This is a genomic window from Myxosarcina sp. GI1(2024) (assembly GCF_053543375.1).
Genome location: NZ_JBKGTY010000006.1, coordinates 101,450 through 123,830, shown reverse-complemented (window position 1 = coordinate 123,830; position 22,381 = coordinate 101,450). Strand labels below are relative to the sequence as shown.

The window sequence follows — 22,381 nt, the reverse complement described above, 5'->3', positions numbered from 1 at the left end:
AGCAAAGGTATTCTATCTTATTTTGTCTGTTTAAATTGTTTAAGTACCGCTAATACCACTTGCAACCACGTCGAAAATAGAGACCTAAATTCCGCTCAAGTCTGTCTCGCTTGGGCAAGGGAATTGGAACGATCCTCTCAGACTGCTGATGAGTCTAGCTCTACTGCTAACCCCAAGGTGAAATACTGCGGAGGTTTTCAGCGACTAGCTCAGATGAAGCGTCAGAAACTAGCTACTCAAAGGAGTAGCAGCTAGTAGTTCATTAACGTTTACCAATAACTACTAATTACCTCTTGGTGTAATTCACGATTAGCACGAATGAAAACGCTTAAGTCCACTATAAATGCTAGGGTGGCGATGGGAATTCTTAATAAAGCTTCCAAAGGGGAATGATATTGTAAAGAACGATAACGACGAAAGAGTAAAAAATTTGGTATCAACCACCAGCTTTTAGAGGCTACTGTTTCTTTAATAAAGTTGTCTAACCAAAAATGGTTTTTTTCGTTCAACTCAGTAATTAATTCTCCTGCTGTTAAATCGGGACCGCATTTTCCTTGAAGATAGTTTCCCAGGAAAATATTAATTATGATTCCCACGACAACTCTTACTTCATGATCGAGTAACTTTTTTGGATTAATATAAGCTTCAAAGACATGGGATGCTTCTTTGACCCGCACAATTCTTTTTTCAAAAGTAGGATTTTTAACAGTATAGTTTTCGGTAATAATCATTCCTGTCAAAAAACCATCTTCTATATGCAAACCTGGTGGCATCCAAATATCACGTAATACTAAAGCGCGAGCACAGTAAAGTTGACCACATATGTATAGCTGTCCCTGGTTAGAAGTCTTCGAAACTGCTACTGATAGCTTTTCTAAAAAGCTCTTGTTTTTTTTCAGTTCAACATCTTTAATTAATCGATCCAAAGATATCCAATATTCTGGATTTTGAACTAATGCATCTAGCATTTTATCCAGAGAATCTCTAGTACATAGCGTGATATCAGCATCCATGATGAAAAAAAAGTCAGTATCAGGAGCAGAAAATTGATGAACGAACAAATTCCAAGCATTACTTTTTCCTGATTCTTCTACTTCGCAGACTTGCCATTGAATTACAGCGGCATCGAAATCTTGGGATAAATTTTCTAGGACTTTTTGTGCTATTTCTGCTGTATTATCAGTACAGCCATTAGTAACTACAATAACTTCGATAATGTTGTCATTGTTATATTGTATCAAACTTTGCTCCCATAACGAGTATAAAACATTAGAAATTGTTTCTGCTTCATTATATGCGAGAATACCAATACTGATTTTCACGATAATACCTCTAGTTTACAACTGAGCTAGTCACTCGAGTTATCTAAATCACTACTTATTTAGCAACACCTAATAATTAGTATTAGCTAGTTAATACATTTATTTTAACTATTTTAATCTGTTATTAAAACGGTATAAGAAAAGCAAAATTATACCAAGACAAATCGTTCTAATCCCGTCGGAAGTTAATGTTGCCCAAATTGCTCCATACAAGCCAAAAATCGGAATTAACCAAATGTTTAATAATATGTTCATCCCGGCTGTAGCTACCTGAACTATACTGCGAATTCTTTGATATCCCAAACCTGTTAAAGTATTAGCAGCTAATAATTGTAAACCATTAATTAATGGAAGAGGAGCTAGCCAACGTAAAGCAACAATAGCATTATGGTATTCACTACCCAAAATTTCAGGTACCCAAGGCGCAGAAGCTTGAAATGTAGCCAAACAAATGACACCATATATCAAGATTATGGGCAGCAATTTTTTAGCAAAACTAAGACTGTTTGTCAGTCCAAGAGAACCCTGCTTGAAGAATCGAGGGTAGCTAGCATTGAACAACGCTATCGTGGGAACATCGCCGATATTAATAAAGCGGTAAGCCGAACCATATATACCCGCAGACTCTAAGGTTGCCATACTTGCTAGCATAGTTTTATCAATATTATTATTAATATTATTGGCTGACATCCCAATCGCAAAATAAATTCCTCGTGCGAGATCTGACTTTACTCTGGATAGTTTAAAGCTCGGTTTTTCGACTATTTTGTTGATAGTTAAAACAGCGATTGAACTTACTACAAACGATGTAACAAAGTATAGTATAGACCAATAATTAAAACCTATATTGTTAGAAGAATCTAGCTGATTGGTAAAGGTAACTAAACACAATACAGCTAAAAGTTTACTTACGGTATTCAGAACTACTAGTTGAGCAGCCTTATGTACTAAGCCTACGGCTCTTAATGCTTTATTACTAGCTTCTTGCAATCCCAAACCAAGTAAATCGGCAATTAGTAGTAGTGCGATTGCCAATTGCGAAATATTATTAGGTAAAATCACTTTAGTGAATAACAATAAGCACCCGGTTATACCAATGCTACTAATCAGTATAATCAGCAAGGTATTTCCCCAGTAACTTGAAAAAACTTGTCGATTCACCGACACTTCTTTGACTAAAATATCATCGCTTCCGAGAGAAACAAAAGGAAATAGTAAAGAAGCTAAAGCAGAAACACTAACAAAAGCTCCATAATTTTCAGTACCTAACGAACGAGTCAAAATTACGAAATAAGCTAGTTGAAATAATATATTGATTAACCTGGCTATTAACATCCAGGAAGTGTCTTTGAATAATGATTTATTGGCAATCTGGATGATTTTGGCTTTGATATGATTCAAATTCCTTGATTTTTAAGACTTAAAAAAATTTGTTTTAACTGAGGCTTTATTTTACAAGAATTACAGCGAGTTAACAAAATGGATAACTATCGCTGGATAATTTAAACTGGGATGAGCTCCAATACTGCTCGAGGGTTTGAAGTTCTACCTTGTCGTTGGCTAGTGACGAGAACCTTGGTTGGTTTAATTGGTGAGTCAGCACGGTCTTGGGGGTTTCCCCATAAGCCACTGACGAACCCTTTTGGAAGTCGTAGATTGACTAAAGTTTACGCAGTTTTACCCAAAACTGCTTAAGCTATGATACAAATTGCCATGATTCCTTCGACGTATAGCAGCATACATAACTTCTCAGACATCCTTTAATATTAATGCTATCCTTACTGGCATCCACATCATCTACTAGATCTAGATAAAATAGGATGAGTTTAATTTAACTTTTTAAAAAATAATTTCAGGAACAATAATATGTTGATTTCAATATGTGTCATAACTTACAAACGACCAGAAGGATTGCGACTTTTGCTCAAAGGAATAAATGAACAAGTATTTAGGAAAATTGAGTGTCCCGAAATTGAAGTTATTGTGGTTGACAATGATACCTCTGGATTAGCCGAGCGAATTTGTGAAGAAATAGAATTAGAATTTCAATGGAAACTTAAGACGGGTGTAGAAGCTCAACGAGGTATCACATATGCTCGAAACCACTCTATATCCATGGTTTCTCCCGATACAGAGTTTATTGCTATTCTAGATGATGACGAAATCCCTGAGGGATCGTGGCTAGAAAACTTGCTATTAGTACAGCAAGAATATGGTTCAGATATTGTTACGGGACCTGTGGTACCTCTTTTTGAGGATAGTCAGATTCCAGACTGGATTATGAAGGGGAAATTTTTTCAGTTACCTCGTTATCAAACAGGAGAACGAAGACCGGTAGCCTTTACCAATAATGTCTTAGTTAAAGCAGAGATATTGCGTAAATTTAATCCAGTTTTTGATAATCGTTTTGCTACTTCTGGAGGCTCGGATTCTTATTTATTTCTAACACTCAATAAAGCTGGATATAAAATTACCTGGGCAGACAAAGCAATTGTATACGATATTATTAGTGAATCACGTACTAATTTAAAATGGATTTTGTTTCGAGGTTATCGTACTTGGAGCAATCATAGTTCACATGAGAAAGAACTACATCCTTCTTTTTCAGTCCAGTCACTGCGGGTCTTAAAGGGATTTGGTTTAATAATTACTGGTACTTTTGGCTTAGTTCCTTCTTTGTTTATGGGGAAAGCTGCCGTGGCAACTTCCCTACTATATATTTTTAGAGGAATGGGAACTTTAGGTGGTCTACTAGGACTTTATTATCAAGAATATAAAAAGGTCAGCACCCTTAGAGAATGTCTGTAAAGCAAGATTAAGAAGCGGGTCAAGAGTATAAGAGACAAAACAAGAAACTCAAAACTTAGCAAATAAGACGAAAGCCTTACCCAACAGACCTCAATGGTAACTTCTCAATAAGCGCTGGTAAATAGCATAGTGGAGAATTTCTCAATGGAACGAGTGCAAAAAATTTTATCCCAATGGGGAATTGCTTCGCGGCGACAAGCAGAGAGAATGATAATAGCAGGAAAAGTGCAGCTCAATGGTAGAACCGCACAGCTTGGAGACAAAATTGACTTGTCAGTAGATGTATTAGAGGTAAATGGCAAACAGATTAGTTTTGCCGATCGCCCTCGATCGGTCTATTTGTTACTTAATAAGCCTGCTGGTGTCGTTTGTACCTGTAGCGATCCCCAAAGTCGTCCCACCGTTTTAGATTTGTTACCGGATACCCTCAAACGAGGTAAGGGAATTCATCCCGTAGGCAGGCTCGATTTTGCTTCTAGTGGGGCACTAATTCTTACCAATGACGGCGAGCTTACTCTTAATTTAACCCATCCCCGCTACCATCTGCCCAAAACTTATTTGGTTTGGTTGGATAAATATCCTAGTTCACAAGATTTGATACGTTGGCGCGATGGTATAAATCTCAATGGAAAAAAGACTTTACCGGCAAAAGTGGAAATAGTTGGTCATTCAGGTAAACAAATTCTCTTAAAAATCGTTCTGATTGAAGGGAGAAATCGTCAGATACGGCGCACGGCAGAGAAATTAGGATTTAAAGTCATGCAACTACACCGTACGGCGATCAGCTCGATTTCTTTGAATTCTCATGATACAACAGAATTAGCAAGTGGTAGTTACAGACATTTAACGAAATCTGAGGTCGAGCTAATTAAAAATTTCCATCCTTATCAAGAAGTTAACTGCAGCTAGAAGGAGCGCAGTCTAATGAAAAATCAAGAAAAAAGTTTACGGATAGAATTGCAAAAACTCCAGGAAATAGGCGCCTTTCTCCATCAAATTCGGACAGAAAAACAAATCTCACTAGATACAGTTGCGGCAAAAACCCTAATTCCCAAACGTCTTTTAGTCGCCATCGAAAATGGGGATGTAGATGAACTGCCAGAACCATTTTATATTAGAGCTTTAATTATCAAATTTGCCCGCACTATCGACGCAGAACTACCCGAATTTACTTTGGTATCTACAGCCAAAAATACTAAATTGACTTCGCCTTCATCAAAGAAAAATTTCTTTAAAAAGTGTTTAGTTAATTTTCGGTTGCGATCGCTCCATCTCTACTTGTTTTATATCTTACTGGTAGGACTTTCCGTTAGAGGTATTGCAGGTTTAGTCGAACGCCCTGTGGTTATCGAGCAAGCTTCCGAACTAAATTCTGAGAAGGCCTCATCAGTAGATGCCAATTCGACAAAAGAAGAACGAATAACGAGAGTGTCACCAGATTTCCAAGGAAATGAGAAGAGTGCAAGTCGAAATTCGCCAACAGGGGATTCTCTTCCTGCCTTAGTAGTCGATCGCTCTAGCCAATCCCAAGGGGTAATGGTAGGGATCGATCTAGAAGACAGATGTTGGCTCAAGGTAGTGGTTGACGGTCAAAAAGTTTTTGAAGGGACTTTACCTAAAGGCACTAAAAGAACTTGGACTGGCGAAGAACGAGTAACTATTCGTGCGGGCAATGCAGGGGGTGTTGCTGTAACTTTTAATAATGAAAAGCAGCAAATACTAGGAGAACCAGGACAGGTTCAAGAAGTAACCTATACGGTTAATTAGGGTTTTCCCAAACTATAGACGATCGCATTGCCTCGCTTCAAGAAAGCTGGAAAATTTTTAAAATTGGCTCAATCCATGTCTGGTTCTAAGCCAACTCCCACTGGTGCAGTGGAGTTGAGTTTGAGTTCTGGTTTGTCTTGTTGGATCTGTCGTAAATTCCATTCGTTTTTAAACAATAATACCGGTCTGCCCCAGTTATCTTTAACGGCGATGGCATTAAAAATTCTCCCTGCTTTTTCTAAAGCCAACCAGCCTCCTTCTACCCAACGTGCCACGCTGTAGGGTAGAAGTTCTAGTGTAGTCTCAACGCCGTATTCGTTACTCATACGAAATTGCACTACTTCAAACTGAAGCTGTCCCACAGCTGCCAAAATCGGCTCGCGTTTGAATTCATCAGTGGAGTACATAATTTGAACCGCCCCCTCTTCTCGCAGTTCTTTAATGCCTTTTTGAAACTGTTTGAATTTAGAAGGATTGGGATTTTTCAGATAGGCAAACATTTCGGGAGAAAAACAGGGTATACCTTCGTATTCGAGTTTTTTACCTTGATAGATCGTATCGCCGATCGCAAATACGCCGGGATTATTCAAACCGATAACATCTCCTGGATATGCCTCATCGAGAGATTCCCTTCCTTGAGCGAATAGCTTTTGAGGACGAGATAAACGCACTGTCTTACCCGTTCTCGCGTGTTGGACGTTCATGTCCTTTTCAAATTTGCCCGTACAAACCCGCACGAAAGCCACGCGATCGCGATGTTTGGGATCCATATTTGCCTGAAGTTTAAAGACAAATCCCGTAAATTCCGGGTAGGTAGGCTCGATTTCTCCGATAGAAGACTTGTGGGGTTCTGGTGGAAGCGCGTATTCTAAAAAGGCTTCTAAAAACAGTTCCACGCCAAAATTGGTCATGGCACTACCAAAGAATACTGGGGTCATTTTCCCTGCCTGTACCTGCTCCAAGTCAAAGTCGGAGCCAATTTCGTCGAGAATCTCTAGTTCTTCTTTTAGTTGATAGTAAAGGTCTGGTTCTAAACATTCTTCAATACGCGGATTGCCGAGGTCGATAACCAGATCCTGTGCAGCTTTACTTCCGTGAGCGCGACGCTCGAATAGGTGAATTTGCTGCTTGCGGCGATCGAATACACCTTTGAAGCGATCGCCCATACCGATCGGCCAATTCACCGCATAGGTTTGCAGTCCTAGTTCTTGTTCGATTTCATCGATTAGCTCGAATGCTTCACGTCCTGGGCGGTCTAATTTATTGACAAAAGTAAAGATTGGCAGTGATCGCATCTGACAGACTTCAAACAATTTTCGGGTCTGAGGTTCTAAACCTTTTGCCACGTCAATCAACATTACTGAATTATCTGCTGCCGCCAAGGTTCGATAGGTATCTTCGCTAAAGTCTTGGTGACCTGGAGTATCCAAAAGGTTGATTTGATAGCTGTTATAAATAAATTGTAGTACTGTTGAGGTAATGGAAATGCCCCGTTGTTGTTCCATTTCCATCCAGTCTGAAGTCGCCTTACGTTGGGCTCTTCTGGCTTTCACCGCTCCTGCTTCGTGAATCGCGCCTCCGTAAAGCAATAGTTTTTCGGTTAAGGTAGTTTTCCCGGCATCGGGATGGGAAATAATCGCAAAATTACGGCGACTGGCTACGGCTTGTTCGATTTCAGTTTGAAGTTCTGCGGGCATGAAGTACTTTTTCAAGCAATGATTACTAATAATTATTATAAGCTTAGACTAAATTAGGAAAAAAGCCGGAAAATATAGAAGATAAAAGTTACCAACCTTTCCTTCTAAAAATTTTTTCTTGTGAATAGCATAGATAATTTTTGTTCTAGTAGAACCGAAAGGTAAAACCCTGAGAAAAATTACCAGGAGTCAAGCCAGAGATGAGTGACAGTGAAATATTCACCTGGGTAATTATGGTGGATTATCTTCCATTTCATAGTTAAGTGTTAGTCTACAAGCTGCCAAAAAATCCTATGATTTAAACACAGAAGTCACCTACTTACACTTTAATCTCGTTAATTACTCATGGACTACAAAGACGCTGGTGTTGATGTTGAAGCAGGACGTTCTTTTGTTACTCGAATTCGTCAAGACGTAGAAAGCACCCATCGACCAGAAGTTTTAGGTACTTTAGGCGGGTTTGGCGGCTGTTTTCAACTGCCATCGGGATATCGAGAACCCGTTTTAGTATCGGGTACGGATGGAGTAGGAACCAAGCTAAAACTCGCTCGAGCTCTAAATCGCCACGATACGATTGGTATTGATTTAGTTGCCATGTGTGTCAATGATATTTTGACTAGTGGCGCAGAACCACTGTTTTTTTTGGATTATCTAGCTACGGGTAAACTCAACTCACAACAATTGGCAGAAGTAGTTAGAGGAATTGCCGCAGGTTGTCGGCAGAGTGGCTGTAGTTTGCTTGGGGGAGAAACTGCTGAGATGCCAGGTTTTTACCAACTTGGCGAATACGATCTCGCTGGTTTTTGCGTGGGAGTAGTCGAGAAAAGCAAACTGATCGACGGAACGCAGATTGAAGTTGGTGATGTAGCGATTGCCCTAGCTAGTGCGGGGGTTCATAGTAACGGATTTAGTTTGGTACGCAAAATTGTAGAGTCTCAACAACTAAGTTGGGATTACGCACCAGAAATCTTAGGCGGTAAAACTATCGGAGAAGAGTTGATTAAACCAACCCGCATCTATGTCCGACCGGTTTTAGAATTACTTAGTGAAGGAGTAGAAGTTCGAGGTATGGCGCATATTACTGGGGGAGGTTTACCAGAAAATCTGCCTCGTTGTTTACCCCAAGGGCGATCGCTAAAAATAAATCTCAATAGTTGGCAAGTTCCGCCAATTTTCCGCTGGCTGGCTGAAGCTGGCAACGTAACCCAAGCAGCAATGCTCGATACTTTTAATCTGGGTGTGGGTTTCGTCCTGATCGTACCAGCAGCAAGAGCAGAATTTACGATTAATTGGTTTGAATCGAAAAATATTTCAGCTTATCAAATTGGAGAAATTCTCAAAGGGGAAGGTAATTTGGCGATCGAGAAGTAATACTGACAGATAAAATCACCTGGCATTGGCAATCTCGTTAAATCGAATGGGTACTCTAAGTTCGTGTAATCGAGTTTTAGCCAAATCTAAGAGATAAAAAGGTCAAGCAAAAAATACAGCTTTTAGAAAAATTAGGTGGAGGCAAAAAACAATCTCAAGAACAATCTGAAAAAGATAATAATAATACCAATCGCGAGCGTGAAGATTTATCCGAGGAAGAATTGATTGAAGAACTAGGAGATAGCAAAAAAAGAATTAAGCGGCAAATCGACACTTTAAAAAAAGCTTTTGACAAAGATGAAGCAGATTCACAAAGTTCAGAGTCTTTAAATTCTACAAAAGAAACTGATAATTCTTTCCCTACCTACGTATTAATTAGTATTGGAGCAATTTTAAGTGTTTGTGCCTTTCCTATTATTAAATATGCTGGACATTCTTTGGTTTGGGGAGAGCAAAGTCTTGCGAGAAGTTCGATCGAGAAGTGGCGTTCTAAACACGGTAAACCTCAAGTCCCTACGGGAGTAACGTATAGACATAATAAAGCTTTTGAAGAACTATCAGCAATTGGTGAAAGATTAGCGAAATTTGATGACGAAAAATTTGACAACAAAGAATTTCTATTATTCGTTCGGATTAAAATTGCTTTGAGCAAAAACGATCCAGAATGTCAACTTTTAAATCATAGCGCACAGCTACTAAAAGCGGGAATTGTAACCCAAAAGTCTTTTTTAAGAATTGAACAAACTGAGTTACGCTTTCGTAGTTCTCAGCAGCAAAAACTTTATAATTTCGTAGTAGATAATCTAACTAAAGATCTTGACAAACAACAATTTCGAGATGGAATAGAACAAAAATTAGCAGAAGTTTTGCCTTTATTAAATACTGAGGAGGGAAAAACCGCTTTACTAGGTTATGTAAAAGAAATAAATTTAATTGCAGAACAGCAGCTGGGATTAAAACTACTGCGTCTATTCAAACAATATAATCTTGCTGATTACTCTATTTTAAAAACAGTATCAGATATTATCGATCGCCTTAAAGGTAGAGATTTGCGTGATTCCCAAGAATTAGTTGGTATAGTTATTGAAAACTTTGAAATATTCGATAAAATTGCACCAATTATTGAAATTCCACAAGGCAAAAGCGAACCCAAAACTCATGCTAATTTAATTCAATACATTGGATTAATAAATCGGCATGAAAAATCTTATTATGACTTCAGTAAATTATTAGAATTTTTAGAAAAATGGCAAAAGCCCTATCGGTTGCTGACGACGATTAGAACTGAATATACAGCAAACAATTATCGGCTTCCCAAATAATTCAAACAAGATATTTCTGGAGAGTATGTATATAACAAATATGAAGAACATCTCGATGAAAAGTTAGCCAAAAAAGAAAGTAGCTAAGTTATTTAAGTAAATTTAACTAAAGTTAACCAACGGCAAGGAAGCAACAGCAAGTAGCCAATAGCAACTAGTATCTTGAAGTAATTTGTCAACGATATATTACTTATAGCTTCTTATCTCCCGTGCTTCCTTCCCAGTCACTTTATTGATTTTCTCGATCTATTTCGGCGATAGTTGCAGTAATTTTCTCACAGAGAGTTTGATGACACTTACCGTTAGTAGCGACGATACATCCCCATTTTTTGACATCTCCTTGGTTGTAATAAACCGGTTTGCCGTCGGCATAGGAAAATTGTCCGCCGGCTTCGGTGAGGATTAATTCTGGTGCGGCAAAATCCCAGTCTTTAGCAGCAGATTTACCCGAGAGTGAAATGTAAACGTCGGACTCGCGTTCGAGAAGAGTAGAAATTTTACCGCCAACGCCGCCCATGTGTTTCGTACCTTTAAAAGGTAAACGATCGATCAGCTTTTGAAAACGCTCGTCACGATGAGTACGACTAACAATTAAATATAGTTCTTGAATATTGGCGCGATCGCTTACAGTTATGGATTGGACTTCTCCAGCTTTGGTTTCGACAAATGTCCCGTTATCTTTGGAAGCAGAATAAATTTTACCAGCCTCGGGAATCGCTACAATCCCAATTACAGGGCGACCTTCATAAGCTAAGGCGAGGTGCATACCGTATTCACCAGTTTTATCGATAAAATCTCTGGTACCGTCGAGAGGGTCGATAATCCATACCCAAGATTTGTCTATTGGTTCGGCTTTTTTGACATCGAAAGTTTCTTCCGAGAGATAGCCAAATTCCTCTTTGCCCAGTTCATTTTGCAATCGCTCTAAAATATAGTGATTCGCTGCCAGATCGGCTTGAGTAACGGGACCATCTTTTTTGTTTTTAATCTCTAAGTCTCTTTCCTCGTCGGTTTGCTGGTAGTAGGAACTTAATATATCCGCCGCGCCCCAGGCTACAGAGCGAGCTATGTCGAGGATTTCAGCTAATTCGGATTGAATGTCGTTCAAAATTCTCTTCTCTTCTAGATCTACTTTCCCCACTAAATATATCTCAATCTTCAAAAAACGAAGCCAATTAACTTTTAGTATTTTTCAATTCATAGATCTAGATAATCTAGCGGACAAATAGCCCAAAAACTTGTGAAAATGATTGGTAGAAAGTAGAACAATGTATCAATCGACACTCGAAAAAAAATCGGGGTCTTGAAATTTGCTCGATGAATTTATTATTTCGCTCGACTCGTTTACGCTTGGCTTTATGGTATGCCGCAGTTACTGCTATTTTGCTCTTGTTGTTTGCCACCGGAGTATATTTTTATGTCCGCAATACTCTCATCGATCGCATTGATGACACTCTCAAGCACGTGATCGAGGTAGTAGATCGTTCTTTAGTAATTCAACCTCTTGCCGCGACAAGGGGTAGCTATGCCATTAATGTCGATGCTAGTTTTAGTCATAACGTCGATGTAGTTGAAGACGATCGCATCGAGTTAGAGTGGTTTAATACCAAAAAAGAATTACTTTGGTCTACCTTTGAAGAACCGATAGATTATCCCTTACATCCCAATCGTAAAGCAGAAACGGTTCATCTTTCAGGCGATCGCATTTTACGCCAAATCGTACAGCAAGTGGAATTGGAACATCGGGTACTGGGTTATCTGCGGGTTAGTCATCCCTGGTTTGAAGTAACCAAACCGATCCGTCAGCTAACTCAAGATTTAATTATCGGGATTTGTTTGATGGTTTTGTCGGCAGCAGCAATTGGCTGGTGGCTGTCGGGAATTGCTATCGAGCCAATTATCAATTCTTATTCTAGTCTCAAACAGTTTACTGCCGATGCTTCTCACGAATTACGCAATCCCATTGCGACGATTCAAACCAACGTTCAGATGGCACTAGCTTATCCAGAAGCAGAACCTCAATTACAGCAGCGTCAGCTACAGATAATCGAACGCTTAACGCAAAAGTTGGGTAGATTGGTTAACGACTTATTGTTTTTAGCTCGTTCTGATAGCGGCATGGTCGAACTAGAGTGGCAGCCAGTACCTATAGATGCATTGCTAATTGAGGTTATTGAGGAACAAAAAATCGCTGCCGAACAAAAAGAACTATTTTTAGGTTTGCATATCGTCGAACCGGAAGATAAAGAGGAAAATGAAGATGTTTTTACCGTGATGGGGGATTGGGATCGATTATCACGTCTGTTTACTAACTTAGTTGCCAATGCGATCGAACATACCGAAAATCGCCCGCACGATCGCGATTTAAAGACAGAAAATTGTCAATCGGATGCTCGTCAGTCAGCTTCGGTAGAAGTAGAATTAAAACTAGTCGAAAGAGCACCGAAAGGAATCTTAGTTAGAGAAAAAGGTCAAAATTATTTACAGGTAAAAGTAAAAGATACTGGTAGCGGTATTCCCGAAGCTGCTTTACCCCACATCTTCGATCGCTTTTATCGGGTTGATTCCTCTCGCAGCAATCAGAGAAACATTTCTACCCCTACGGGTGCGGGATTGGGACTAGCGATCGCCTATGCAATTGTCGACAACCATCGAGGACAGATTACAGTGGAAAGCAAGCTCGATCGCGGTACGACTTTTACGGTGACTTTGCCTCAAGTTTCCTGACAGTTCTGCTATTGCAGGTTTTAGCAATTTTACTAGCAAACTTTGAAGATTTGTCGTTACATTAACCATGGGACTCAGTGATAATCTGAGTCAACCAACAATCGAACTAGATCCTTGTCGCTAACGTTCGATATTTCCTATAGCTGCTTAACTTACAAATTATTTTTAACTCACATCTTGCACGCCTTACAAATAAACTTAATAATCTAGGATCGATCGTCCATTTACGCTCCTTTTCCCTTTTTCCTAATACCACAAGTCAGTTACGGATTAGGTGCAAGATCTCAGTTTAACCCGCATTTGCTGCGGCTACCGTAAATAAACTAAGCTAAATCGGTGACAGAATTATGGCATCTTTGCGGGATATAGTTGGCTACTTTAGCAAATATAGGGCGATCGCCCTGTTTAGTATTGCCGCCTCTAGTTTATTCGAAATAATCGACCTCATCGTTCCCTATGCGATCGGACAAATTCTCAATGTTCTTTCCGCACAGCCTGTAGATCGACCAATTGAATTTTTAATCGCTCGCGCTGCTGCGATCGCTAATCTAGAACACAAAACACTATCTTTAGTAGTGTTGTTAGCGATAATTTTTATCGTCACTGTAGTGCGATCGCCCATCCAACCTTGGATTGGATCTTGGTATCATTGGCTAATCGCTCTAAAAGCCAGAAGGGATCATTTTCGCCAGGTAGTTGCCAAAATTTTGACTTTACCTTTAGGATTTTACGACGAGAATAACCCGGGGCGGATTGCCAGTAGAATTGCTAGGGGTATAGAAAATCATACTTGGACTTATCCGGAAATTGCTGGACAGCTAATTCCCAAGTTAGCTAGGATTTTAGGAATTTTTGTGATGATTTTGTTTATCGATCGCCCCATTGCGGTCGCTTTTTTAATTTCTTTTGTTTTGATTCTCGGTTATAGTCTCAAACGCTTAAAAATACTGATCGACAAAGAAGAACTACTAGAAAGACATCAAGAAAGTACTGAAAGTCGTACTTCGGAAATTATTACCAATATCAAAACTGTCAAAGCCTTTGCTAGCGAGGCGCGAGAATTAAAACGACAACAACTACGAGTCGAACGTGAGTATCAATACGTTACCTATCGCATTCATAAAGGATATGTGGTTTTGGCAACGCAATTGCGAACTACAATTCAAAGCTGCGTCTTTCTAATTCTCTTGTTTACCCTAATTGCCACCGTTAGAGGAAATATTACTCTGGGACATTTTATCACTACCCTAACAGTCTCTAGTATGGCTTATGCCGAACTCGACCCGATTACTTCATTGTCAGAAACCTTTGCCCGTCGTTATGCGGCGATGAAGCGGTTTCACGATTTTATGCAGCTTCCTACTGGTACTGATGCAGCTAGTCTCGAACCGGAAGCTGCCAGCTATCGCCAGTATAAATTTACGGGTAAGCTAAAATTCTCTCATCTCACCTTTGGCTACGATCCCCAACGTCCGATCCTTCAAAATATCGATTTGCTCGTAGAACCCTATCAAACTGTCGCTTTAGTCGGACGTTCTGGTTCGGGAAAATCGACGCTGATTAAATTACTATTCCGCTATTTTGAACCAGATAGTGGACGCATTCTAATCGATGGAGAAGATATTCGTACTCTGGATATCGCTAGTTACCGTCGTAGACTGGCAATCGTCCATCAAGACGTAGATGTGTTTAACGGTACCCTACTTAGTAACCTAACTTATGGCAATCCTACTGTGAGTTGGCAAGAAGTCGAACGAGCCTGTCAGATCGCTAGAGTCAGTGAATTTATTTACCAGTTACCACAAAATTACTTTACCGTAGTGGGAGAAAGAGGGGTAAGACTTTCTGGAGGACAAAAACAGCGTTTGGGTATTGCTAGAGCCTTATTAGTAGATCCCGATATTTTAGTATTTGATGAAGCTACCTCTAGTTTAGATTACGAATCGGAACGTTCGATTCAGCTAGCGATGCGATCGATTTTGGGTACTCGTACTACTTTAATTATTGCCCATCGTCTCAGTACGGTTCGGGAAGCCGACAAAATCGTCGTTTTAGATGCAGGAAGAATTATAGAAATTGGCAGCCATCAAGAACTATTAGATCGCGGTGGTATTTATCATCGACTTCATTCCTTACAGGAAACGGGAGAACTACACTAAAATACACTCAAAACTAAAATACACTCAAAGTTCGCTCGTTGATGGTTAGTTGTTAATCGCCGTTCCGCCATTTTTGACCAAGAGAGTCAGATAAATTTTTCTATTGCATCAAGTGAAACTTATTATTTGTCCTGGCATACATCCCACTCATCTAACCGATAGCTTTGTCGAGCGGTTACAGCTAACGAGCGATTGGCGGGAAGGACTCAGCCAATGTCCAGAACGCCCTCGCAGCTTATCAGAGCGTCTATTAATTTTTCCTACCGAGAAATATCCAGCATATTCGGCTATAGATATCTATCGATGGTTAGGAAAAAAATATGAATTATCGCCACAGAATGCCCCCCCTCTATTTTTCATTACTTTTAGTGCTGGAGTAGTCGGGGGAATTGGCGCGGCAGTAGCTTGGCAATTACAAGGAGGTAAGATTGAGGCTTTAGTAGCAATTGATGGTTGGGGAGTACCCTTGCTAGCTAACTTTCCTATATATCGCTTCAGTCACGACTATTTTACTCACTGGAGTTCGGCTTGTTTGGGTAAGGGTGATGAAAGTTTTTATGCAGATCCCAGCAGAGAACATCTAGCTATGTGGCAAGCGCCAGATCTCTGTTGGGGATGGCGAACGATTGGTTCTGAATTGAAAACTCGCTGTACTGCTGCTGAATGCTTGCAAGCTTTACTAAGACGACATCAAAGGCTTTAAAGTTTACCGTTTGAATGTCATCAAAACTTGAAAATTTTCCGATTGGTAGGTTTCGGAAAATGGGTCTTCCGAGCGAGCAGTCTTGTAGTGATACTGCGATTTAGCTTCTAGACAAAAGGAGGGAATTAATTTAAACTGAAAAATTCAAGTATAGCGATCGATGTTTCATTGTATTGCATCACAGACAACAAATTCTAGAATAATAATAAATAACAAATATTTAAATTAAATAATACGGTTAGCAAGAGTGGTTTCTACAAGCATTCCTCAAAGCCCACAATCGATCGAGTTACCTCAACGACGCACGGGAGCATATGCTCTCATGGATAGTCTACGTCGACACGGGGTAAAACATATTTTTGGATATCCCGGCGGTGCCATACTGCCAATTTATGACGAGTTATATCGTGCCGAAGCCAGAGGAGAGGTCGAGCATATTTTGGTCAGACACGAACAGGCTGCCGCTCATGCTGCTGACGGTTATGCTCGCGCTACGGGTAAAGTCGGTGTTTGCTTCGCTACCTCTGGTCCTGGAGCCACCAATCTAGTAACGGGTATTGCTACGGCTCATATGGATTCAATCCCAATGGTAGCAATTACAGGACAGGTTGGCAGGGCGGCGATCGGTACTGATGCCTTTCAGGAAACAGATATTTTTGGCATTACTTTACCGATAGTTAAAAATTCTTATGTAGTACGCCATGCCGAAGATATGGCGCAAACCGTTGCCGAAGCATTTCATATTGCAAGCACGGGTCGTCCAGGTCCAGTGCTAATTGACATTCCCAAAGACGTTGGCTTTGAAGAATTCGATTACATACCAGTATCTCCAGGAAAAGTTAAATTATCTGGCTATCGTCCTACAGTAAAAGGCAATCCCCGCCAAATAAACGCGGCTCTTTCGTTGATTTCGGCAGCAGAAAAGCCTCTGTTATACGTTGGCGGTGGTGCGGTCGCTTCAGATGCCCATCGACAAATTCGCGAATTGGCAGAATGCTTCCAAATTCCCGTAACTACTACTTTGATGGGACTAGGAGCTTTTAACGAACATCATCCCTTATCCGTAGGAATGTTGGGCATGCACGGAACTGCCTACGCCAACTTTGCCGTAAGTGAATGCGATCTTTTAATTGCGGTAGGAGCCAGATTTGACGATCGCGTTACCGGTAAACTGGACGAATTTGCCTCTCGTGCCAAAGTCATTCACATCGATATCGACCCCGCTGAAGTAGGTAAGAATCGCACTCCAGAAGTGCCAATTGTTGGAGACGTACGGCAGGTATTAGAACAAATGCTCGAACGGGTTAGAGAATCAAACTATCTGTCAGACAGCGAGCGCACTCAGCCTTGGTTACAGCGCATTGCCAACTGGCGCCGAGATTATCCTCTAACTGCACCCCAACCAGAAAGCGGCATTTCACCCCAAGAAGTAATTGTAGAAATTGGTCGTCAAGCTCCTCATGCCTATTACACCACAGACGTAGGACAACACCAAATGTGGGCGGCACAGTTTTTGAAAAACGGTCCTCGCCGCTGGATCTCCAGTGCGGGTTTGGGAACTATGGGCTATGGTTTACCTGCAGCTATGGGAGCTAAAGTTGCACTACCAAAAGAAGAAATAATCTGTATTAGTGGTGATGCCAGTTTTCAAATGAATTTGCAAGAGTTGGCAACTCTAACTCAGTTTGGCATCAAAGTTAAAACCGTAATCATCAACAACGGTTGGCAGGGAATGGTACGCCAGTGGCAACAAGCCTTTTTTGGCGAACGATATTCTTCTTCTAATATGGAAATTGGGATGCCAGACTTCGAGCTATTGGCACGAGCTTATGGTATTAAAGGTATGGCAATTAGCGATCGCAGCGAATTACAAACCAAAATTGCCGAAATGTTAGCTCATGATGGTTCGGTTTTGGTCGATGCCAGAGTAACCAAACATGAAAATTGCTATCCGATGATCGCTCCCGGAAAAAATAATGCTCAAATGATCGGACTGCCGCAAGCAAACAAATTTCATCGATCTGAGGTAATTAATAACTGTACCAACTGCGGTGCAAAAAATCCTGCTAGCCATAATTTCTGTCCCGAATGCGGCACTAAAATATAATCGCCATTGTCTATACCAAAGGTGAGATCGGTTCATGGGAGCAATTACCTACTCGGGTAATTGCTTTTTCTTTATGAAAAAAAAACTTGCCCAACTCTTAAGTTGTTAAGTTTCTTTCCTTTTGCCTCCCTTGGAGATCGCCATTAGCAGTAATCTAGAATCAGAAAAAAATTTAAAAATTAAGTTAGAGCAATGCTGGATAAAATTTTATATGCTGACTCTGGCGCAACTAATGCCAGAGATATGCTAAAAACACTTTTAGGGCTTCCCGCACTTAAAAAATCAGAAATAACTATTTTGCGCGTTACTTCTTCTACCAGCAAAGAAGCAGAAACTGCTGCAAATTTAGAAAGCCAAGAACAGTTCGCCAGTCTCAAAGCCAAATTGAGCCCAGATAGCAAAGTTACTACCATGATTCGCGAAGGCGAACCCAAAACCACAGTTTTAAATGTGGCTAAAGAAATCGATGCGGATTTAATTATTATGGGATCGCGTGGCTTGGGCAAATTGCAATCGATCCTCAGTAATTCTATCAGTCAATACGTTTTCCAGTTGACCGAGCGCTCGATGTTGCTCGTTAAAGACGATATTTATGTAAAACGAATCAAACGGGTAGCGATCGCCTTAGATAAATCACCTGCCGCTCAATACGCTCTCGATCTGGGATTATTTTTGTTAAACGGTTATCACGATGCAGAGATCGTCTTAATGCGGGTCAATCCCGATCTAGAACCCAATCTAGCTCTCTCAAAAGAAGAAATGGAGCATAACCCGATTCTCGCTCCTGCTGTAGCTAAAGTAAAAGCAAAAGGATTTGACTATCGATGTATCGTCGCTGGGGGTAGACCCGCTATCAAAATCTGCAATTTAGTCGCCGAAAATAATATCGATCTGTTAATCCTAGGTTCTCCCGAACGCCGACCCTCTGTAGCCAAAAGTTTACCCGATCTCGAGCGTTTGCTAGGCAGCTCTTTATCTGACTACATTAGAATTAAAGCCGATTGTCCCGTACTTTTAGCTAGAAGAGAAGAATGAGCGGTATATTGAGAGCGAATACAGGCGATCGCAGAGCTAAAAATTGACGGAGTCAGAGAAAGCCTCGCATCGAAGACAGCCCTTGGAGAGGACAGCAACTTATGCGAGGGTGCGGAGCTTCGCTCGCGTTTCCTTGGCGGATTGAAAATCCCCAGGGTGCGTTCCTCCTTTTCAACGCGAGGTCTCTTTGACCTTATTTTTTTGCGCTCTAGTTAAACTTGAAATTAGCTTTTTTATAAAATATTTTTGCAACTTTTTGTATTTCATCGTTCCTCTCGCGGAGTATACGAGTCTGTGGCTAGAATGGCATTTTCTAGCACGAACCAGCGCTCACATACTAGATTGCGCCTCTAAGATACAAAAAAAACCTTGCCTCGATTCATACTGCTAGAGCCAAGTAATTCATTACTTGACCGTCAACAGTAACAAATTTTCTTCGATAAGATAGACGAGATCAAATCTTTAAATGCTGCCAACTGCTAGTTATGAAAATCATCGATTCTAAAGGTAGATTATTTAGTAAAGTAAGTATTCTCGATCTAGGCGCTGCTTCGGTCATCTTGCTAGTTATTATTGGTATTTTTTTCTTTCCTGGCACCCCTTTAACTCAAACTATAGTCGCTCAAACTAAATTAAAACCAATAGAGGTACAAGTTTTGGTGAAAGGATTGAGCGTAGGCAATTTCGATCGTTTATTAGAAGAATTTGAAACCAACAAAAAATCTGATATTGTAATTCGCAATCAACCTGCAGGAGAAGTTGAAATTGTTGCAGTTTCCCCCCTGCCAAGGACTACGCCAGTTCCACAACCCAACGGGACGGTAAAAGCTTTACCCGATCCACGTCCCGAAGTTAGTTTGATTCAAGATATGGTCATGACTTTGCGTGGACGAGCCGAAATTACCAACAGTGGAGTTGTTTTAGATAACACTAAAAAAGTAAAAATAGGTACGCCCATTCAATTACAAGGCAAAATGTACGATTTTAACGGTACTATTATTTCTGTAGATACTGAGGTTAAGTGATTGATAGTAATTTTTCAATAACTTTTTTGCTTTAACGACAGTGGTATCTCTGAAGGTAACATTAGTATCTACAGGAGACTTTTCGCACCAATAAACAATCAAACCTTTTTCCTTTGACCTCTATCCTTAGCTTAAGTAGTTAGCGCTCGTTTGATATGTAAGAAGTCTAATGAATCAGGGTAATCGCATCTAATTTTTAAGTCTATACAAGATAAGGTTTTTAGCGATCGGTTCATAAAAGCATAAAAATTAAAAACCCTTGCTATTCAAGCATTCTCAGATTTTGATGCGATTACCCTGTCTAATGAATATATTTTGTCTGTTTTGAAGTGCATGATATTACTGGAGAACTTAAATTGTCCAAAGTTCGTATTCGCCAACATGTCAATCCCCTAAGTAGTAAGTTTCAGCAGCCATTATTATTACCGGACTGGAATAAAATTTATTACGATCTAAATCGTCCTCTTCATTTTGATATTGGCTGTGCTAAGGGTCGATTTCTACTGCAAATGGCGCAGCTTAAGCCAGAAACGAATTTTTTAGGAATAGAAATTCGCCAATCTCTAGTCACCGATGCCAATCAAAAGAAGACCCAGCTAAACTCAAAGAATCTACATTATCTGTTTGGAAATATTAATAATTCAGCATCAGCAATACTTGATTCTTTGGGTAAGAATACCTTACACACGGTTTCTATCCAATTTCCCGATCCCTGGTTTAAAAACAAACACCATAAACGGCGAGTCGTGCAGCCCGAATTAGTCGCAATCTTATCGAATTACTTAGTCGAAGGCGGAACCGTTTTTTTGCAATCTGATATCAGAGAAGTAGCAGAAGAAATGAGCGATCGCTTTGCAGCAAATTTTTTATTGGTTAGACAACATCAAAACTGGTTGAGTACTAATCCCTTTCCAGTGCTAACAGAAAGGGAACTTTATGTTCTCTCTCAAGATCGACCCGTGTATCGAACTCTGTTCAAAAAAAATCGAGTTAATTATTGAGCCTGAATATTTCCTGAATATTTATAGTACACGGTAGATTTAGCTCGTTTCGAGCCGTAGTTTTCTCAAAAACCGAAAAAAGAAGTTGACAAAAAAAAATAGAGTGGGTATATTGGTAAATGCGCGGTTGAGAGAGGAAGTTCTCAACGTCGCCCCGAACCAAGACAAACCAATAGTTTGACGATAAAACACCAAGTCAAAAGTTGCTTGAAATCAACATATAAAACCAAAAAAAACAAGAGCTAAACGATGAACTGAGTTCATGGTGAAGTTTACCATGGAGAGTTTGATCCTGGCTCAGGATGAACGCTGGCGGTATGCCTAACACATGCAAGTCGAACGAACTCGCAAGAGAGAGTGGCGGACGGGTGAGTAACGCGTGAGAATCTGCCTTCAGGATGGGGATAACAGTTGGAAACGACTGCTAATACCCAATATGCCCTAAGGGGTGAAAGAAATTCGCCTGAAGAGGAGCTCGCGTCCGATTAGTTAGTTGGTGGGGTAAGAGCCTACCAAGGCGGCGATCGGTAGCTGGTCTGAGAGGATGAGCAGCCACACTGGGACTGAGACACGGCCCAGACTCCTACGGGAGGCAGCAGTGGGGAATTTTCCGCAATGGGCGCAAGCCTGACGGAGCAATACCGCGTGAGGGAGGAAGGCTTTTGGGTTGTAAACCTCTTTTCTCAAGGAAGAAGACAGTGACGGTACTTGAGGAATCAGCATCGGCTAACTCCGTGCCAGCAGCCGCGGTAATACGGAGGATGCAAGCGTTATCCGGAATCATTGGGCGTAAAGCGTCCGCAGGTGGCCTGTCAAGTCTGCTGTCAAAGACTAGAGCTCAACTCTGGAAAGGCAGTGGAAACTGGGAGGCTAGAGTACGGTAGGGGTAGAGGGAATTCCCAGTGTAGCGGTGAAATGCGTAGATATTGGGAAGAACACCAGTGGCGAAGGCGCTCTACTGGGCCGTAACTGACACTCAGGGACGAAAGCTAGGGTAGCGAAAGGGATTAGATACCCCTGTAGTCTTAGCTGTAAACGATGGATACTAGGCGTTGCTTGTATCGACCCGAGCAGTGCCGTAGCCAACGCGTTAAGTATCCCGCCTGGGGAGTACGCACGCAAGTGTGAAACTCAAAGGAATTGACGGGGGCCCGCACAAGCGGTGGAGTATGTGGTTTAATTCGATGCAACGCGAAGAACCTTACCAGGGCTTGACATGTCCGGAACTGGGGTGAAAACCCCAGGTGCCTTCGGGAGCCGGAACACAGGTGGTGCATGGCTGTCGTCAGCTCGTGTCGTGAGATGTTGGGTTAAGTCCCGCAACGAGCGCAACCCTC

The 22,381-nt window shown here is 40.8% G+C and carries 17 protein-coding genes, 1 pseudogene and 1 other annotated feature; of the genes and pseudogenes, 14 read left to right on the top strand and 4 right to left on the bottom strand.

Going from position 1 to position 22,381, the window contains the following annotated elements; all coding sequences use genetic code 11:
- A pseudogene (locus tag ACLFKQ_RS20805) lies at positions 1-255 on the top strand (hypothetical protein); the annotation flags it as partial.
- Between the two features lie 14 nt (positions 256-269).
- Here ACLFKQ_RS20805 and ACLFKQ_RS20800 read toward each other — a convergent pair.
- On the bottom strand, positions 270-1,322 hold the full coding sequence (locus ACLFKQ_RS20800; RefSeq protein ID WP_449001660.1) for a glycosyltransferase family 2 protein: 1,053 nt from the start codon (positions 1,320-1,322) through the stop codon (positions 270-272).
- A 108-nt stretch (positions 1,323-1,430) separates the two neighbouring features.
- A complete protein-coding gene (locus ACLFKQ_RS20795) occupies positions 1,431-2,723 on the bottom strand; it encodes an oligosaccharide flippase family protein (RefSeq protein ID WP_449001659.1) in 1,293 nt (430 codons plus the stop codon).
- 111 nt (positions 2,724-2,834) lie between these two features.
- On the opposite strand from ACLFKQ_RS20795, the gene ACLFKQ_RS20790 reads away from it, so the two are divergent.
- The 4 genes from ACLFKQ_RS20790 to ACLFKQ_RS20775 all read left to right on the top strand — a co-directional run bounded on the left by ACLFKQ_RS20790 (position 2,835) and on the right by ACLFKQ_RS20775 (position 5,897).
- The gene (locus ACLFKQ_RS20790) at positions 2,835-3,017 is read left to right on the top strand and encodes a hypothetical protein (RefSeq protein WP_449001658.1); all 183 of its coding nucleotides are present in this window, start codon (positions 2,835-2,837) and stop codon (positions 3,015-3,017) included.
- Between the two features lie 171 nt (positions 3,018-3,188).
- Positions 3,189-4,130: a glycosyltransferase family 2 protein gene (locus ACLFKQ_RS20785; protein ID WP_449001657.1), complete on the top strand. Its 942-nt coding sequence runs from the start codon at positions 3,189-3,191 to the stop codon at positions 4,128-4,130.
- Between the two features lie 144 nt (positions 4,131-4,274).
- The gene (locus ACLFKQ_RS20780; RefSeq protein ID WP_449001656.1) at positions 4,275-5,039 is read left to right on the top strand and encodes a pseudouridine synthase; all 765 of its coding nucleotides are present in this window, start codon (positions 4,275-4,277) and stop codon (positions 5,037-5,039) included.
- Positions 5,040-5,054: 15 nt separating this feature from the next.
- On the top strand, positions 5,055-5,897 hold the full coding sequence (locus tag ACLFKQ_RS20775) for a helix-turn-helix domain-containing protein (protein ID WP_449001655.1): 843 nt from the start codon (positions 5,055-5,057) through the stop codon (positions 5,895-5,897).
- A 68-nt stretch (positions 5,898-5,965) separates the two neighbouring features.
- Here ACLFKQ_RS20775 and ACLFKQ_RS20770 read toward each other — a convergent pair whose 3' ends face one another.
- On the bottom strand, positions 5,966-7,594 hold the full coding sequence (locus tag ACLFKQ_RS20770) for a peptide chain release factor 3 (RefSeq protein WP_449001784.1): 1,629 nt from the start codon (positions 7,592-7,594) through the stop codon (positions 5,966-5,968).
- A gap of 345 nt (positions 7,595-7,939) precedes the next feature.
- Here ACLFKQ_RS20770 and purM point away from each other — a divergent pair, with 345 nt between their 5' ends.
- Positions 7,940-8,965 (top strand): phosphoribosylformylglycinamidine cyclo-ligase, encoded by a 1,026-nt coding sequence (purM, locus tag ACLFKQ_RS20765; RefSeq protein WP_449001654.1) that lies wholly within the window; start codon positions 7,940-7,942, stop codon positions 8,963-8,965.
- 221 nt (positions 8,966-9,186) lie between these two features.
- The gene (locus ACLFKQ_RS20760; protein WP_449001653.1) at positions 9,187-10,287 is read left to right on the top strand and encodes a hypothetical protein; all 1,101 of its coding nucleotides are present in this window, start codon (positions 9,187-9,189) and stop codon (positions 10,285-10,287) included.
- A gap of 229 nt (positions 10,288-10,516) precedes the next feature.
- On the opposite strand, the gene ACLFKQ_RS20755 is transcribed toward ACLFKQ_RS20760, so the two are convergent.
- On the bottom strand, positions 10,517-11,395 hold the full coding sequence (locus tag ACLFKQ_RS20755; RefSeq protein WP_449001652.1) for a 3'(2'),5'-bisphosphate nucleotidase CysQ family protein: 879 nt from the start codon (positions 11,393-11,395) through the stop codon (positions 10,517-10,519).
- A gap of 209 nt (positions 11,396-11,604) precedes the next feature.
- On the opposite strand from ACLFKQ_RS20755, the gene ACLFKQ_RS20750 reads away from it, so the two are divergent.
- The 7 genes from ACLFKQ_RS20750 to trmB all read left to right on the top strand — a co-directional run bounded on the left by ACLFKQ_RS20750 (position 11,605) and on the right by trmB (position 21,044).
- A complete protein-coding gene (locus tag ACLFKQ_RS20750) occupies positions 11,605-13,014 on the top strand; it encodes a sensor histidine kinase (RefSeq protein WP_449001651.1) in 1,410 nt (469 codons plus the stop codon).
- Between the two features lie 347 nt (positions 13,015-13,361).
- Positions 13,362-15,173 (top strand): ABC transporter ATP-binding protein, encoded by a 1,812-nt coding sequence (locus tag ACLFKQ_RS20745; protein WP_449001650.1) that lies wholly within the window; start codon positions 13,362-13,364, stop codon positions 15,171-15,173.
- 112 nt (positions 15,174-15,285) lie between these two features.
- Entirely contained in the window at positions 15,286-15,876 is a 591-nt protein-coding gene (locus ACLFKQ_RS20740; RefSeq protein WP_449001649.1) for a hypothetical protein, read from the top strand.
- Between the two features lie 247 nt (positions 15,877-16,123).
- A complete protein-coding gene (gene ilvB, locus ACLFKQ_RS20735; RefSeq protein WP_449001648.1) occupies positions 16,124-17,983 on the top strand; it encodes a biosynthetic-type acetolactate synthase large subunit in 1,860 nt (619 codons plus the stop codon).
- A gap of 192 nt (positions 17,984-18,175) precedes the next feature.
- Positions 18,176-19,018, top strand: a complete 843-nt coding sequence (locus ACLFKQ_RS20730) for a universal stress protein (RefSeq protein ID WP_449001647.1) — start codon at positions 18,176-18,178, stop codon at positions 19,016-19,018.
- A gap of 485 nt (positions 19,019-19,503) precedes the next feature.
- The gene (locus tag ACLFKQ_RS20725) at positions 19,504-20,043 is read left to right on the top strand and encodes a DUF4330 domain-containing protein (RefSeq protein ID WP_449001646.1); all 540 of its coding nucleotides are present in this window, start codon (positions 19,504-19,506) and stop codon (positions 20,041-20,043) included.
- 356 nt (positions 20,044-20,399) lie between these two features.
- The gene (gene trmB / locus ACLFKQ_RS20720; protein ID WP_449001645.1) at positions 20,400-21,044 is read left to right on the top strand and encodes a tRNA (guanosine(46)-N7)-methyltransferase TrmB; all 645 of its coding nucleotides are present in this window, start codon (positions 20,400-20,402) and stop codon (positions 21,042-21,044) included.
- Between the two features lie 282 nt (positions 21,045-21,326).
- Positions 21,327-22,148, top strand: a sequence feature (16S ribosomal RNA rRNA prediction is too short).
- Positions 22,149-22,381 lie beyond the last annotated feature (233 nt).

Bases quoted from the DNA above. Each gene is read 5' to 3' on its own strand.
- ACLFKQ_RS20790 (WP_449001658.1), top strand. From the start codon at position 2,835: ATGAGCTCCAATACTGCTCGAGGGTTTGAAGTTCTACCTTGTCGTTGG.
- ACLFKQ_RS20785 (WP_449001657.1), top strand. From the start codon at position 3,189: ATGTTGATTTCAATATGTGTCATAACTTACAAACGACCAGAAGGATTG.
- ACLFKQ_RS20780 (WP_449001656.1), top strand. From the start codon at position 4,275: ATGGAACGAGTGCAAAAAATTTTATCCCAATGGGGAATTGCTTCGCGG.
- ACLFKQ_RS20775 (WP_449001655.1), top strand. From the start codon at position 5,055: ATGAAAAATCAAGAAAAAAGTTTACGGATAGAATTGCAAAAACTCCAG.
- ACLFKQ_RS20770 (WP_449001784.1), bottom strand. From the start codon at position 7,594: ATGCCCGCAGAACTTCAAACTGAAATCGAACAAGCCGTAGCCAGTCGC.
- purM (WP_449001654.1), top strand. From the start codon at position 7,940: ATGGACTACAAAGACGCTGGTGTTGATGTTGAAGCAGGACGTTCTTTT.
- ACLFKQ_RS20750 (WP_449001651.1), top strand. From the start codon at position 11,605: ATGAATTTATTATTTCGCTCGACTCGTTTACGCTTGGCTTTATGGTAT.
- ACLFKQ_RS20745 (WP_449001650.1), top strand. From the start codon at position 13,362: ATGGCATCTTTGCGGGATATAGTTGGCTACTTTAGCAAATATAGGGCG.
- ACLFKQ_RS20730 (WP_449001647.1), top strand. From the start codon at position 18,176: ATGCTGGATAAAATTTTATATGCTGACTCTGGCGCAACTAATGCCAGA.
- ACLFKQ_RS20725 (WP_449001646.1), top strand. From the start codon at position 19,504: ATGAAAATCATCGATTCTAAAGGTAGATTATTTAGTAAAGTAAGTATT.